The 15,274-nt window shown below is 52.9% G+C and carries 8 protein-coding genes; 4 read left to right on the top strand and 4 right to left on the bottom strand.

Annotated features, from left to right (window positions below; translation table 11 throughout):
* Nucleotides 1-15: 15 nt before the first annotated feature.
* Complete coding sequence (locus tag T496_RS13585) at nucleotides 16-3,594, bottom strand: M26 family metallopeptidase (RefSeq protein ID WP_044110714.1); 3,579 nt, start codon at nucleotides 3,592-3,594, stop codon at nucleotides 16-18.
* 21 nt (nucleotides 3,595-3,615) lie between these two features.
* Nucleotides 3,616-7,524, bottom strand: a complete 3,909-nt coding sequence (locus T496_RS0105690) for a glycoside hydrolase family 38 N-terminal domain-containing protein (protein ID WP_044110712.1) — start codon at nucleotides 7,522-7,524, stop codon at nucleotides 3,616-3,618.
* Between the two features lie 761 nt (nucleotides 7,525-8,285).
* On the opposite strand from T496_RS0105690, the gene metF reads away from it, so the two are divergent.
* From metF to T496_RS0105670, 4 genes are read left to right on the top strand one after another with little or no spacing between them, the layout of a single operon-like run.
* Nucleotides 8,286-9,242 (top strand): methylenetetrahydrofolate reductase [NAD(P)H], encoded by a 957-nt coding sequence (gene metF, locus T496_RS0105685; protein ID WP_027449887.1) that lies wholly within the window; start codon nucleotides 8,286-8,288, stop codon nucleotides 9,240-9,242.
* Nucleotides 9,242-10,369 (top strand): DNA polymerase III subunit, encoded by a 1,128-nt coding sequence (locus tag T496_RS0105680; protein ID WP_027449886.1) that lies wholly within the window; start codon nucleotides 9,242-9,244, stop codon nucleotides 10,367-10,369. Before metF ends, T496_RS0105680 begins: the two co-directional genes overlap by 1 nt.
* Before the next feature lie 8 nt (nucleotides 10,370-10,377).
* Entirely contained in the window at nucleotides 10,378-11,511 is a 1,134-nt protein-coding gene (locus T496_RS13580; RefSeq protein WP_044110710.1) for a PSP1 domain-containing protein, read from the top strand.
* The gene (locus tag T496_RS0105670) at nucleotides 11,495-11,962 is read left to right on the top strand and encodes a gliding motility lipoprotein GldH (RefSeq protein WP_081778364.1); all 468 of its coding nucleotides are present in this window, start codon (nucleotides 11,495-11,497) and stop codon (nucleotides 11,960-11,962) included. Before T496_RS13580 ends, T496_RS0105670 begins: the two co-directional genes overlap by 17 nt.
* Nucleotides 11,963-11,964: 2 nt before the next feature.
* On the opposite strand, the gene rodA is transcribed toward T496_RS0105670, so the two are convergent.
* Nucleotides 11,965-13,434, bottom strand: coding sequence for a rod shape-determining protein RodA (rodA, locus tag T496_RS0105665; RefSeq protein ID WP_027449884.1), 1,470 nt, complete (start codon nucleotides 13,432-13,434; stop codon nucleotides 11,965-11,967).
* Nucleotides 13,415-15,265 (bottom strand): penicillin-binding protein 2, encoded by a 1,851-nt coding sequence (gene mrdA / locus T496_RS0105660; RefSeq protein WP_027449883.1) that lies wholly within the window; start codon nucleotides 15,263-15,265, stop codon nucleotides 13,415-13,417. Before mrdA ends, rodA begins: the two co-directional genes overlap by 20 nt.
* Nucleotides 15,266-15,274: the final 9 nt, after the last annotated feature.

Genomic DNA, 15,274 nt, shown 5'->3' with positions numbered 1-15,274 from the left:
TTCAAGTATAAATTATTATTTAATCACTACCTTGTTGCCATTCACAACATAGACACCCTTCTTCAGGTTGCCCTTCATCTGGCGTCCGTTCAGGTCGTAGATGTGCTTCTTGGCAACAGTTGTCTGCTGTCCGTTCAGTTCAACAATGCCGTCGGGGTTGTTGTTCTCCTCTGACAGGGTGAAAGGAACGTAGCCGATGTTCTTCAGAACAGGATACTTGTAACCAGATTTGGTGTCGAAGGTCCAGATGTTCTCGAAGTCCCATCCAATGTTTGTGTAGGTGCTCTGCTCCTCCAACGTCTGTGTGGGAACGTCGGTCTGATATTCTACAAAACCACCCTCGGCAGTCTCGTTGCTGAAGGGCCAAGGATTCTCGGGTACACCTACGAGGTCCTGGAACTGGTTGGCAATGTTGTTGGTGAAGGTAATCTTACCGTTAGGCGTGTCGCCAGCACCATTCTTTCCGATGAACGAACCAGCGTGGCTCCAGTTGTTGGAAGAAGACCAGATGTCGCCGATAGATACACAACCCTCGATGGTGATTTCGCTGTTGGCTACATCGACCAAACCAATGAAACCACCGGCGCAACCGCGGAACACGGCATCCATCTTACCATTGTAGTATGTGTTGCGGATGGTTGCACCCTTGTCAAGTGTACATCCGAAGATACCGCCAATCTGCTGGTTAGCAGTCACCTCACCCCATACATAGCAGTTCTCAACGGTAGCATTCACACCGTCGCCGGCCAGCAGAGCAACGTGGTCGTTACCCATAACCTTACCAGTCAGTGCTACGTTCTCGATGGTGCAGTTCTCTGCACGACCGATGAAGCCGATGTGGTTGGCACTCTTATTGGGCGAGATAACCTGGAAGTCCTCGAAGGCTACGTTCTTGATGATACCACCGTTCACGTTGCCAAAGATACCCTTGTTGTCGCCGCTGGCTACGTTTACGGTAGCGTTCTTGATGCGGTGTCCCTGTCCGTCGAAGGTACCAGAGAAGGCATTGCCATCGTTGAAGAGACCCTCGAACTCAACGTCCTTCATGTCTATGTCGGCAGTCAGGAGGAACTTGCCTGAAGGCATCTTCTTCATGTCCTTCAGATCTTCTACTGTAGAGATCTCGGTAACAATATCGTTGGCAGTTACGGGGATAGAGAAGCTGTTCTCACCAACCACGGTGAACAGTTCGGCCAGGCCGCTAGGCATGTTGGCCTGGATGGTCAGTGTACCCATGCCGAGGAATACGCCATTCTCGTCAGAGCAGTAGAGCTTGGTGCCGTCAACCACGTCAACCAGCTTCTCACCTTCAGTGATCTTGATGTCAAGAGCCTGACCCCATGAGGCGTGAACCTTGGTCAGATCCTTGAACTCAGAACCGGCCTCATAGACCAGTGCAGAGTTGAACTCGTCGTCGATGATGCGAGTCTTCAGCGGGGTCTTCATGATCTTCAGTACGGGGAACATCTTTCCTTCGGCGTTAGGCAGGAAGGTCCAAGTGTTCTCGAAGTCCCATCCCAGTGTAGTGGTATAGAAAGCCTTGGTGCGTGCGGTGTTGTCGTCGATCATTGCGCCCTGCTCGTTGTCTGCGCTGCCGGAAACAGTGCTGAACGAACCGTTGCAAACGGTAGAAGCCATCACGTAGTTGTTGGTCAGCACGGTGTTGTTGCGCTTAGACTGAGCAATACGTGGGGTGTTGGGATCGCCACCATTGATGTGGGCAGCTCCAGAGAAGCAGTTCGTGATGGTGGTGGGATAGGTGTCAGAGTCAATCAGAGAGATGAAGCCATTGTTGCAAGAGTTGTTGCGCAGGTCTTCTGCAGTACCGCTGAACAGACAGTTCTTCAGTACGCCACCGTTGGCCACACCAACCATACCACCAGACTGATACTGACGAGTCTTTACCTGTGCGTCAGAGATACAGTCAGAGATTTCGCTCAGTGCACCGAAGTCGTTGCTCATGTCGCCGGTGAAAGAACCTACGTGGTCGCGACCTTCGATGTATGAGTTCATGACGAAGATGCGACGAACGATACCGCCATAGACGTGACCGGCTACGGCACCTACGTTCTCGTTACCTACCAAGTAGGCATCCTCGAAGCCCAGGTCCTCGACAAGGGCGCTGCGGGTGGTAGAGAAGAGACCCACGTTGGCCTGACCGGAATTGTCGAAGCGCATGCCACGAATCACGTGACCGTTACCATGCAGCTTACCGGTGAACTCGGGCAGTGGGGTGAACTCAACGCCGGTCAGGTCGATGTCGGCCACGATGTCGAACTCGCCACTTGGGTTCTGCTTCAGCTTGGTCAGCAGGTCGTCGGCATTCTTGATGTCGGTATCCATGCTGTTGACAGTGATGGTGTAGCTCTTGCTGAAGCCTTTGATGTAGTCGTCGCCCTCGGTAGAGATGGTAACGACAGCCTCGCCGGTGGTCAGAGCTGTTATTTTTGTACCATCAACGGCAATCACATTGGGGTTGCTGCTGCTGATGGTCACCTTACGGTCTAAGGTAGAGAAGGGAGCCAGATCTACAGAGGTGCCCTTGAAGAACTCAGGCAGACTGTTGTAAACCACGTAGTCACCCTCGAAAGGCAGCGACATTCCTTTCAGTACGGGCATGCGACCGTCGGCCATATCCCAGGCGTCCTCGTTCCAACCAATAGCTGTATAAGTGGCTTTCTGCTTCAGTTCAGCCTCGGTCTTGGGAATACCGTTATATGGACTCTGCTTGATGGTGTCCAGTTTGCCACCGGTGATGTCTGCACCTGTGCGGATACTACCAACATAGTAGCGTGTGGGCTCAAGAACCAAGCAGTTGTTCAATACTGATTTGGGGTCTGGGTCATTGTTACCAACAATGGCATGAATGTGATAGTTGGCAACACCGTCAGCTACACCCAGAGAGACAGGTGCAGCCACGCAGCCATTGACAGTACAGCTGCCAGGACCTTCCTGCAGACCAACGATGGCGCCGCAGCCGTTCCAGCTGTTGCCGGCATACACCTGACCCAGGAACAGGTTGTTGGTGTAGCTGCCATCGTAGTTGTCGCCAGCAATACCACCAGCCTGATAGCCTGAGCTATAGACTGCCATGGTGCTCAAACAGTTGATAATCTCTGTGCCGTTGCGCACGTCACCAGCGATACCACCCACGTGGTCGTTGCCATAGGCTACACCCGACGTGAAGCAGCTTTTGATGGTGACGCCCTGGGCGTTACCCACGATGGTACCTACGGCCTTGCCGTTGCCGTATTGTCCAACTTCAGCGTTGGTCAGTCGAACATTCTCGATGATGGCGCCGCTAGCCGTACCGAACAGGCCAAGGTTCTCACCGCCGCCGATACGGAGACCGTTGATGGTGTGGCCCTGTCCGTTGAATGTTCCGCAGAATGGATTTTGGGCATTGCCGATAGGCGTCCATTCTTCACTCAGGGTGATGTCGCTTGTCAGCACGTATTCACCCGTTAAATCATTAGCCATTGCCTTCAGACCTTCAGCGGTGCTGATTTCGGTCTGTGCGCTGGTTCCCAGTGACGCCAGCAAGACAAGTGCTAAACCAAAGGATTTTTTTAGTCCATGTAATGATTTACACATAGTTTAAAGATTAATAATTAATTAATGATATGAAGCAAAAAGTCGCTTTGCGTTGGTATGTAATGTTCCGCTCTTGCTTTGAGCGGTCAGGTAGTAGAGATAGATGCCTTCTGGCAGCATGCCTCGCCAAGTGAGCTGTTGGTCGCCTGGGCCGACGCAGTAGTCTTGTTGACAGACCTGCCTACCGTCTATGGTGGTCAGGTGCAGCGTCAGCTTGTCAACGCCTGGCGGCACCTGACAGTGGATGTGTGTCATGCCGGCGCAGGGGTTGGGGGTGTTGCCATATAGCAATAGGGAGCGGCGGTGGTTGGTGTCCGCCACTGTTAAGTCTTCTATGCTGAGTGTGCTTGCGGGTGTGCCAAAAACGGCAAACTCGTTGATGCGTGTGGTAAAGTTCTGCTGTTCGCCCTGTGTAATCTGCAGGCGCACGCGACTGGTGGTGAATGGTGTTACGCCGCGCACTATCTTGTTCTCGCGGTTGGCCGTCACTACATCCACGTCCACCCATCTGCCGCCCTCGTAGCGCTGCAACTTGCAGGCCTTGGTGATGTAGTCGCCAGCCTCGTTGCCGGCATTCAGCACCATCCATTGGCAGATCTGCATGGGTTCGCTGAATCGATATTCCAGATAGGGCGTTTGGTTCTGGTTGCCGCTGACGCACCATTTGGTCATCTCGTCGTTGTCGGCAGCCATTTTGCCTGCTTCGTTGTTGTTGATTTGCTGACTGGCTGCAATGGTCTGTGGCTCCAGACGTTGACCACAGTGACCTTCTTCCAGGTAGTCCAGCTCCTGATAATTAATATAGGTGTTGAGTGCTGTCAGCGGTGTGATGTCGTCGCTGGGATTGTCCGACGTGGTGGCAGCCAACAAGTAGAGGGTGTTGTTGGTGGGCAACTGCAGTGTCTGGGCGTGTTCGGGCAGGGGCAGTGCGTACTTGTAGATGTATAGGAAACGATAGGCCTCGTTGCTGTTGCCGCTTATGTTGTGGCTGTGTGTGGTGCAGAGGGCTACGTCTTGTTGGCGATAGTGGGTGCCGGTATTGTAGGGCGAAGCCAGCTGACCTGTCACGCCGCCGTAGTAGGGCACTTCGATGTGGTAGGTTTGACCGTCAATCTTTATCTCGGCCATCGTACCTTTCTTGTTGGTTGAGGCCATGAGCAGGTATAGCTTGCGCCCTTTAGCCGTTGTGAGGTCGATGGTCTGTTGGTTGCAGCGCACCGCATTCTTATCGCCACCTGCGCGACTGCCCATGGTGAATGCCACACCACCCGTGGTCAGCACATCGGGTATCTGCTCGGCAGGATAGGCCAGGTCGCTGATGCCCAGCACGTCGTTCTTCTTCGAGTCGTAGCTCATCACGTCGGCATTGTAGGGCAGGGCGATGGCTGTTGAGGTCTCGTCGGTTGAAGAGGGCTGTACGCCGGTTGTCTGCAACTTCACGGCAAAGGTCTTGGGTTGGTATTTCTCGATGTCGAAGACCAGCGTACGACCGTCGTAGGTGGCTTCGCCAAGTGATTCTTCCAATCCGTTGACCTCACGAGCCGAGAGGATGTCGGCGGGGAATGTCATGCTGACGCGGTCGTGGTGCTGTCCGCTCCATTCATAGACGCGCACAATCAGTTCATCGCTCTCCTCGGCTTTTTTCACAGCCTTCACCGACACCTGGTCGGTGCTCAGCGAGACGAGGCTTGCCTCGGTACTCAGCGTACCGTCGTGTTTCGGCGCAGTGAACGCCAGCAATGGCTGGTTGAGCTGTGCGGCCGCCATCTGTGTCTGCTGGCTCCATACCCCGTCGTGGGGGAAAAGGGCGTAGGTGAACAGGTTCACACCTAAGTCCTGATCGGCCTGATAGGTGTAGTTGTTGCCTGTAGATGGTGTGTGAATCAGGGTCAGTCGAAGGGTGTAGTCGTCGGGCTTGTCCCAACCATATTTACAGTCGTTGAGAATAGACAGGCCATAACTGCCGTCGGTGGTCGAAAGGTCGGCCCACTGGTGGCCCTGCACCTCGTATTGGTTGCTGTTGCGGTTGCCACGCTCGATGGTGCCCAGCGAGAGGTCGTAGGTGGCTTTCGGGGTGCCGAAGGGTGTCTTGAAACAGACTTTCAGCATACGTCCACGCGACTGCCAGTCGGCCTCGGTGTCGATGTCTATGCGGTTGTTCAGCGCGTTCATGCGCACATACTGCACAAACGTAGAACCGTTTTTCTCTCTGACCACGCGGAAGCTCTTGCGCAGCGGACCGTCTTCGGCCAGATTGATGGTGACATTCTCGTCTACAAGCTCTGGCTGGCGCTGTATGTCGGTATAGGAGATTTCCCACGAGGGCCATGCGTCTTCATGGTCGTAGATCATCTGTAATTGCGAGTTGGCGAGCAGGTTGGTGCCTGTGGCCATGTTGATAAGCTGCATGGGGTTGCCCGTGCTGGAGAGTGTCAAGCGGTATTGGCCGTTGGACAACTGGCGGGTGCGCTTGCTGGCCTGCAGGTCGGATGTCATGGACGAGGCTTCGCCCAGTCTGACGTCGTAGGTGGCGTAGCCCAGCGAAGGTACGGTGGCGGCGAAGATGAACGTCAGTTCGCCGGTGGTCTCGTCGTAGTGGCTTATCTGTGAAAGAACCTCGGTGCCGTCTTTGCAGAAAACGGCGATTCCATCGGGTTTCTCGTCGGTTTTTAGCTTGCCTTCCACAATGTCTGTACGGGCGAACGACAGAGGGTTGAATACAACCACTGGTAGTCCTTCTGTCTGTGTGTTCATCCTGCTGATGATGCTGCCTGCTGTTGAGGCCATGGTCTGTGCCAGCGATTTGTTGACCAGCACGTAGTCGCCTACGGAGTAATAGTAGGCGTTGGGGATGCTGGTGCCCGTGATGCCGTCGTGGTGCGACTGCCATAGATTGCGCACCCAAGCCTCGTTGATCTCTGTCTGTGGGTAGGCTTGAACGCCCAACCACTGGGCCAGCGAGGCAGCCTTTTCACAGGCGTCAGCCAACAGCTCGTTCTTGCGGTTCCAACGCTTCAGCATGGTGCGCGAGGTATAGGCACCTACGCCGTGCGTGCGCATGGGCAACTCACCATTCTTTACGTGATATTTACTGTTTTTGTGCTGGTCAAGGAAGTCGATGATTTCATCGGGTGTGGCCATCTTGACGGTGGTGGCACCCTCGGTCTTGGCGCTGAGGTTCAGCCAATAGGGGGTGTTCTCACCTTGCTGCGAGGCATTGTCTTGCAGACCGCCGCCACGGTCGCTTCGCGGACCGACATAGCGAATCTCGGCAGCCACACCATATTTATTATAGTTGTTGGCAATGATGCTTGCCATCTCGCTGTCGGTGGCCATGTTCTTGTTGTATTGCTCGTGACTATCGTAGGCACCGGGCTTATAGATGGCATACACCTGCGAGCCATCCACGCCTTGCCAGATGCCGAAGGGCGGCAGTTGGTCGTAGTCGGCCGAGCCCCATGCCAGCTTAGCGGTGTGGAAACCTTTGAAGCCACAGTGGTGCATCAGCGAGGGTAGGGCGTATGAGAAACCGAAACAGTCGGGCAGCATCACGTCGTAGCCACCGCGCACGCCAAACTCTTTCTTAAAGAATTGGTTGGCATAGAGCCAGTTGCGCATCACGGACTCGGCCGACGGCACCATCACGTCGTTGGCATCCACCGCGCAACCGCTGATGTGCCAGCGCCCTTGGGCCACGTGTTCTTTCAGTTGTGCATAGAGATCGGGGTAGTATTCTTTCATCCACATGTAGCGGATGGCTCCTTCGTGGTTGAAAACAAGATTGGGATATTTGTCTAGTAGTGTGAAGTTCTGTTGCAACGTGTTGCGCACGTATTCATTAATAGTGGTTCGCACGTCCCAGTTCCACTGCGTATCTAGGTGCGCATTGGAAATGAAGAAGAGCGTGCCATTGGTAGTCTGACCCAACATACCTTGGGGTATGGCCAATAGAAACAATAATAACCTAATTAAGGTTTTGTGTTGACTCATTATTACTATTTAGCGATTTTTAGTTTTCTTTCGACCGCAAAGTTATGCGATTAGGAATTAATTCGACTTTCCGTTTGTGCCAAAGTTGTTTCCGTTTGTGCCAAACGTGAAAAATTGCGATATTTCTGACCTGTAATTTTTGTTTTTCGCCCATTTTATCGCTAAATTTTCATTTTCCATTTCTAACGTCTTTGTTGAGGAAAATAGCCCTTTTGGGGGGCTTAAACCTACACTTTTCCTCACTTAAAGCATCCGTTTTATCTTGCAATACCTTTACTTTTAGTTTGATTCTAGACCCTAGATTACCCAATTCTAGGCCCTAGATGAGTCCATTCTAGCCCCTAGATTAGTCATTTCTAGACTCTAGATTTATCCTTTCTAGACTCTAGAATCATTTTATCTAGACTCTAGAATCATTTTATCTAGACTCTAGATTTATCATTTCTAGACTCTAGATTGCCACCAAAAGTAAAACTATTGCACGCCTATTCCTTAACTCTTATCTAATAATAGTTGCCCTTTTATGCCTTAAAACTGCCACTTTTTCCTATTATTTCTTTTGTTCTTCACTCGTTTTTTCGTAACTCTGCAACAATAGTTGCGAAATTACTCCGTCTCGGCATAAAAAATAAATGGATTTATTTTGTTCTGCGCTCGACTTTTCGTAACTTTGCACCAAAATGTGCTAAGAATAACAAAGAATGGCAGTAGCAAATATTATCAACCAGGAAAGCCAACAGCGGCAGTTCTCATTCGAGGTGCTTCCACCACTGAAAGGTACGGGCACCGATAAGCTGTTTGGGGACATCGCTAAACTGTGCGAGCTGAACCCCGCCTTTATCAATATCACTACACATCATAGTGAATATGTATATAAAGAACTGAGCGATGGACGCTTCGAGCGTCAGAGACAGCGCCGACGCCCCGGAACGATAGCTGTTGCAGCCGCCATTCAACAGCGCTTTAATGTGCCCGTACAGCCACACGTGATCTGTAGCGGTGCGACGATAGAGGATATTGAATATGAGTTGCTGGACCTGCAGTTCCTGGGTATCACTGACCTGCTGCTGCTGCGCGGTGACAAGGCCAAAGAGGATAGTATCTTTAAGCCAACACCTGGTGGACATGCACATACCACAGACCTGATACAGCAGGTGATGCGCTTCAACGAGGGCTTCTTTGCCGACGGGACGCCTATCAAGAACCCCGGAAAGAGGTTTGACATTGGTGTGGCTTGCTACCCCGAGAAGCATGAAGAGGCTCCCAACCTGGAGATGGATATGCAGTATCTGAAGCAGAAGCAGGACCTGGGCGCACAGTATGCGGTGACGCAGCTGTTCTACGACAACGAGAAATACTTCCAGTTTGTGGAGAAGGCCAGAACCATGGGTATCACCATACCCATCATCCCCGGTATTAAGCCACTGGCCAAGTTGACGCAGTTGACCGTGGTGCCACGCACCTTCCACTGCGACATCCCCGAGGCGCTGGCCCGCGAGATAGTGAAATGTAAGACCGACGAGGACGCCAGACAGTTGGGTATAGAATGGACCACCCAGCAATGTCGAGAGTTGTATGCACACGGTGTGAACGACATTCATTTCTACACCATCAGTGCCGTTGACTCGGTCGTGGAGATAGTTAAACAGTTGGCATAATGAGACTGAGTGAGGTCATAGGACAACAGGAGTGCAAGGCGCGCTTGAAGCAGATGGTGGCAGAAGACCGTCTACCGCATGCCATCATGCTGTGCGGTCCGCAAGGTGTGGGCAAGCTGGCGCTGGCCGTGGCCTTTGGCTGTTACCTGTTGGAAGGCAATGACGACGACAGCGTCGCAGAGCCACCGATGCTGGCAAAGCTGGAGCACCCCGACCTGCACTTCACCTTCCCCACCATCAAGTTGCCCTCAATGAGTAGTGATCACAAGCCCGTGAGCGATGACTTTGCACGCGAGTGGCACGAGCTAATCATGCAGGGACCCTACTTCTCGATGGACCAATGGATGACGGCCATGGGCGGCGAGAACCAGCAGGCTATCATCACGGCAGGCGAGAGTGACGAACTGGTGCGCAAGCTCAGTTTGAAGTCAAGTCAGGGCGGCTATAAGGTGTCTGTCATCTGGTTGCCTGAGCGCATGAACATTGAGTGTGCCAACAAACTGTTGAAGCTCATCGAGGAACCACCCACGCAGACGGTGTTCCTGATGGTGTGCGAAGAGCCCGACAAGCTGTTGGAGACCATCCGCAGTCGTGTGCAGCGCATCGACGTGAAGCGACTGGCCAACGAAGAGGTGCAGCAGGCACTGGCCGAGCGATATGGCATGGATGCCGATAAGGCCACACGCATCAGCCGACTGTGTGGCGGCTCGTGGCTGAAAGCCCTGCAGGAGATGCAGGTGGGCACAGAGAATGAGCAGTTTCTGGACCTCTTCAAGATGCTGATGCGACTGGCATATAAGCGCAATGTGAAGGACTTGCGCAAATGGAGCGAGACGCTGAGCGCCTTCGGACGCGAGAAGCAAAAGCGCTTCCTGCAGTTCTTTATGCGCATGCTGCGCGAGAACTTTATGTATAACTTCCAGCAACAAGAGCTATGCTACATGACGCAGGAAGAGGAAGAGTTTGCCCGCAACTTTGCACGTTTTATCAACGAAAACAATATATTACAGCTTTACGACCTGGCCAACGTGGCCATCCGTGACATCGGACAGAATGCCAATGCGAAGATTGTGTTCTTCGACTTCGTGCTGAGAATCATCGTACTGCTGATACCGCCTAAACAATAGAAAGTGAAATGGAAAAAGAATTAGAAATACGTACAGGCTGTGACCGCGGACTCTGTCATCAGGCTATCGGCCGACAGGACCGCCAGTTGAACACCTATGACTGGCTGGCCGACGTGCCGGGCAATGCCGACTCGACCGATCTGGTGGAGGTGCAGTTCAAACATACACGTAAGGGCTACTACCATAACATCAACCGTCTGCCCCTGAAGAAGGGCGACATCGTGGCTGTTGAGGCTAGTCCTGGTCATGATATCGGTGTGGTAACGCTGACAGGACGACTGGTGGCACTGCAAATTAAGAAGGCTAACTTGAAGTCGGCAGATGATATTAAGCGCATCTATCGCTTGGCTCGCCAGGTGGATATGGACAAGTATCGTGAGGCAAAGGCCCTGGAGCATCAGACCATGATTGAGAGTCGTAAGATAGCGAAGGGACTGGGACTGGACATGAAGATTGGCGACGTGGAGTATCAGGGCGATGGCAATAAGGCTATCTTCTACTATATCGCTGACGAGCGTGTGGACTTCCGCCAGCTGATTAAGGACTTGGCTGCCGCTTTCCACGTGCGCATCGAGATGAAACAGATTGGTGCCCGTCAGGAAGCCGGACGTATTGGTGGTACGGGTCCCTGTGGACGTGAGCTGTGCTGCGCCACATGGATGAAGAACTTCATCAGCGTGTCAACGGGTGCTGCGCGTCATCAGGATATCTCGCTGAACCCACAGAAGCTGGCTGGCATGTGTGCCAAACTGAAGTGCTGCTTGAATTACGAGGTGGACGAGTATATGGAGGCTGGCCGACAGTTGCCTAGTCGAGAGATAGCACTGCAGACGCTCGACTCGGACTACTATTACTTCAAGGCCGACATCCTGGCCGGACTGGTGACTTACTCTACCGATAAGCGCATCGCTGCCAACCTAGAGACGATCACGGCGGCACGCGCCAAGGAGGTGATAGAGATGAACCGACGTGGTGAGAAGCCTGAAAGCTTGCAGGAGGCCGGCAACCAGAAGAAGGAGAACGGACCTGTTGACCTGTTGGCAGGCGACAGCATCACGCGCTTTGACAAGTCTAAGAAGAAAAAGAAGAAAAAGAAGAAGCCGTCTGACAGACGCAACAACAATAATGAGCAACAGCAATAAAGGGCTCATCCTGATAATGCTTACGATTGCGCTGACACTTGTCGGGTGCAATCGTAAGACTGTTTTCAGCCATTACGAACATGTGGAACTGGATGGCTGGGAACAGGCAGACACATTGTTTTTCAAGATTGCGGGCATACCTGCCGGTACCTATGAGGAGGAGTTGGGCATACGCAACAGCGTGGAGTATCCGTATATGCAGTTGACAGTGGTGGCCTATCAGCAGTCGGTGTCGGGCATGCAGCGCACCGACACGCTGGAAGTGGACATGGCCAACCGTGCCGGTAAACTGACGGGTACGGGCATCAGCCGCTATTACCACGCCTTGCCGCTGGGACAGGTGACGCTGTGTGACAGCGATACACTATATGTACGCGTACACCATTATATGATAAATAATGATTTGCCCGGTATCTCGGATATCGGTGTCACGCTGAAGAAACTGAAGTAGAATTAACGATGGGCCATGTTTCTGCCGGCATCAATACGTAGGAAGATGAACAGCAGGAAGGTGAAGCCCCATAGCGACGAACCGCCGTAAGAGAAGAAGGGCAGGGGAATGCCAATGACAGGGGTCAGTCCTAGCACCATGCCCACGTTGATGAACACGTGGAAAAGGAATATAGATACCACACAATAGCCATAGACACGACCATAGGCTGTTGATTGACGTTCGGCCAATTGTATCAAACGTAGAATCAACGCCAGAAACAGAAGCAGCACGCTGGCTGCACCAACAAAACCTTCCTCTTCACCCACTGTACAGAAAATGAAGTCGGTGTCTTGCTCGGGCACATACTTCAGCTTGGTCTGTGTGCCATTCAGGAAACCCTTGCCACGCAGTCCGCCAGAACCAATAGCAATCTCACTCTGATGCACGTTGTAGCCCGCACCCTTGAGGTCTTCTTCAAGGCCTAGCAGCACATTGATACGTGTGCGCTGATGAGGCTCGAGGATATTGTTGAGTGCATAGTCGGCCGAGCTAAAGAACAGAATGGAACCCATGGCAAACAGGGCTATCCATAGGTAGTTTTGAAAACGGGTGAACAGTGCCTGCCACAACAGATATCCCACGAGAATGAGGCTGAGAGCCATCTGAACCCAGAAAAGGTCGAAGGGAATGACGTAAACAGAGAACAGCAGACAGATCAGGGTGGTGCCCAGGCACAGCCCCAGACAGTGAAGGGCCTGTTTCTGATTGCGACAGTAGATGCCAATGAGGGCAGATGAGAAGATCTGGATGAGCAGCAGGACAATGAACCTGCCAATGGATGTGGGTGTGTCGAACAGCAGCGGTTCGGCATAACGGATGCCAATGACAAAGTATATGACCATCGCTGCACCGGTGAACAAGACACTGCCGGTCATGCCTTCACGATAGAGCATGAGGAAGAATGACAGATAGACCAGGGCGGAACCCGTCTCGCGCTGCATGATGATGAAGAACATGGGCACGAAGATGATGGTCAGCGTCAGTAGGAAGTCCTTGGTGTCGTGGATGTTATAGCGGAAACGCCCCATGAACTTGGCCAGCGCCAGTGCTGTGGCAAACTTGGCAAACTCGGCAGGTTGCAGTCGCAGCGGACCTAACACGAGCCAGGAATGCGAGCCTTTGATGCTATGCGGATTGAAGATAGTACCGAAGAGGAGGAGTAGCAGGATGCCGTAGATGACAAAGGCAAAAGTGTCGTAGAATCGGTCGTCGAGCAACAGCAGTACGAGTCCCAGAAACAGTGAGGTGCCAATCCACACAATCTGCATGCCAGAGCGGGCCGACAGCGAGAAAAGGTTGGGCTCTTCGAAACTGTAGCTGGCGCCACAGACACTAAGCCAACCAAAGGTGAGCAGCGCCATGTAGATGGCGATGGTCCACCAGTCTATAGACCGTAATACACCGGGATGTTTATCTGTCGCCTGCTCCATAGTCAATACGTTTATGTTGTATCTCGCTGGCCTTGCTCTGGGATGCTGCCGAGAGCTCGCCATTGATGAATTGTTCCATGATCAGTCCGCCGATGGGCACACCATAGGTGGCACCCCATCCACCGTTCTCTACATAGACGGCCACGGCAATCTTGGGCTCTTCCATAGGTGCAAAGCCCATAAATACAGAGTGGTCGTGGCCACGGTTCTGGGCTGTACCGGTCTTGCCGCAAGCCATGAAGTCGTAGCCGGCCAGGGCCTTACACGTACCACCGAGCACAGCCGAACGCATGCCCTGCACCACGTAGTCGTAGGCTTGCTTGCTGGCCTTGGTGTAGCGCTTGTTGGTATAGAGCGTGTCCAGCTTTTCGCCCTTGATCTTCTTGACCACGTGAGGGGTGATGAAATAGCCGCGGTTGGCAATCGTGGCGCCTAGGTTGGCAATCTGCAGTGGCGTGGCGTTCACCTCGCCCTGACCGATGGATATACTGATGATGGTGAGTCCGTTCCATGAGCCTTTATAGGCCTTGTCGTAGAACTGGGCGTTGGGGATGAGGCCTCGTTTCTCGCCGGGGAGGTCGATGCCCAGTTGATAGCCAAAGCCCATAGACACCATATAGTCGCGCCAGGTGTTCATGGCATCCTGTACGGTGTGGTATTTCTGGCGGTTGCCTATCATGTGATAGAGTCCCCAACAGAAATAGCCGTTGCACGAGGTGGAGATGGCTGGCACAAGGGGAAGGGGAGAGGCATGACCGTGGCAACCCACGCGAAGGCCCTTGAAGACGAACCCGTGGTAGCAGGGGTAGGCTGTCTGGGCGGTGATGATGCCCTCGCTCAAGAAGGTGAGTGCCTGGGTGGTCTTGAAGGTTGAACCAGGAGGATATTGACCCATGATACTGCGGTTGAGCAGGGGTTTCCAAGTATTTCGACTCAGTTGATTATGACTCTTGGAGCGCTTGCGACCTACCATCATGCGTGGGTCGTAGCTGGGAGAGCTGACCATGCAGAGCACCTCGCCCGTCTTGGGCTCGATGGCTACAATAGAGCCAATCTTGCCTTCCAGCAGTCTTTCGCCCAGTTCCTGAAGCTTATAGTCAATGCTGAGGGTCAGGTTCTTGCCGGCCACAGGCTTTCGGTCGTAAAGACCGTTTTGATAGCTGCCCTGGATGCGTCCATGGGCATCGCGCAGCAGAATCTGCACGCCTTTCTTGCCACGCAACTGCTGTTCGTAGGAACGTTCCACGCCTAACTTGCCAATATAGTCGCCAGGCTGATAGTAGTCGTCGTTCTCTATGTCGGCAGGCGATACCTCGGCAACGTCGCCCAGGACATGCGCGGCGAAGGGATAGCGATACTGGCGGATGCTACGTTTCTGTACGTAGAAGCCAGGGAAACGATATTTCTTTTCCTGGAAGATGCTGAACTCCTGATCGGACAGCTGACTCATGAACATCTGTTGGGTGAAACGTGAATAACCGGGGTTCTTGTTGCGGTCTTTCATCATCTCCATGCGCTGGTCGAACTCTTCGCGGGTGATGTTCAGCGACTGGCAGAGCTCCAGTGTGTCGAACTGATCCTTGGCTTCGTTGACCACCACCATAATATCATAGGCGGGCTGATTGTAAACCAGCAGTTCGCCATTGCGGTCGGTGATGATGCCGCGAGCGGGATATTCGATACGTTTCAGAAAGGCGTTAGAGTCGGCATTCTTCTTATAGTCGTCGCTCATCAGCTGAAGTGAAAACAGACGAAGGATATAGATGGTGACGATTGCGACGGCCACCATAGCAATGACAAGCTTTCTATATTCGGCTGAGTTATCTTTCACTTTACTCTC

Source organism: Xylanibacter brevis P6B11 (assembly GCF_000621825.1).
Lineage (GTDB): Bacteria > Bacteroidota > Bacteroidia > Bacteroidales > Bacteroidaceae > Prevotella > Prevotella brevis.
This window is presented reverse-complemented; position numbering and strand designations above follow the sequence as displayed.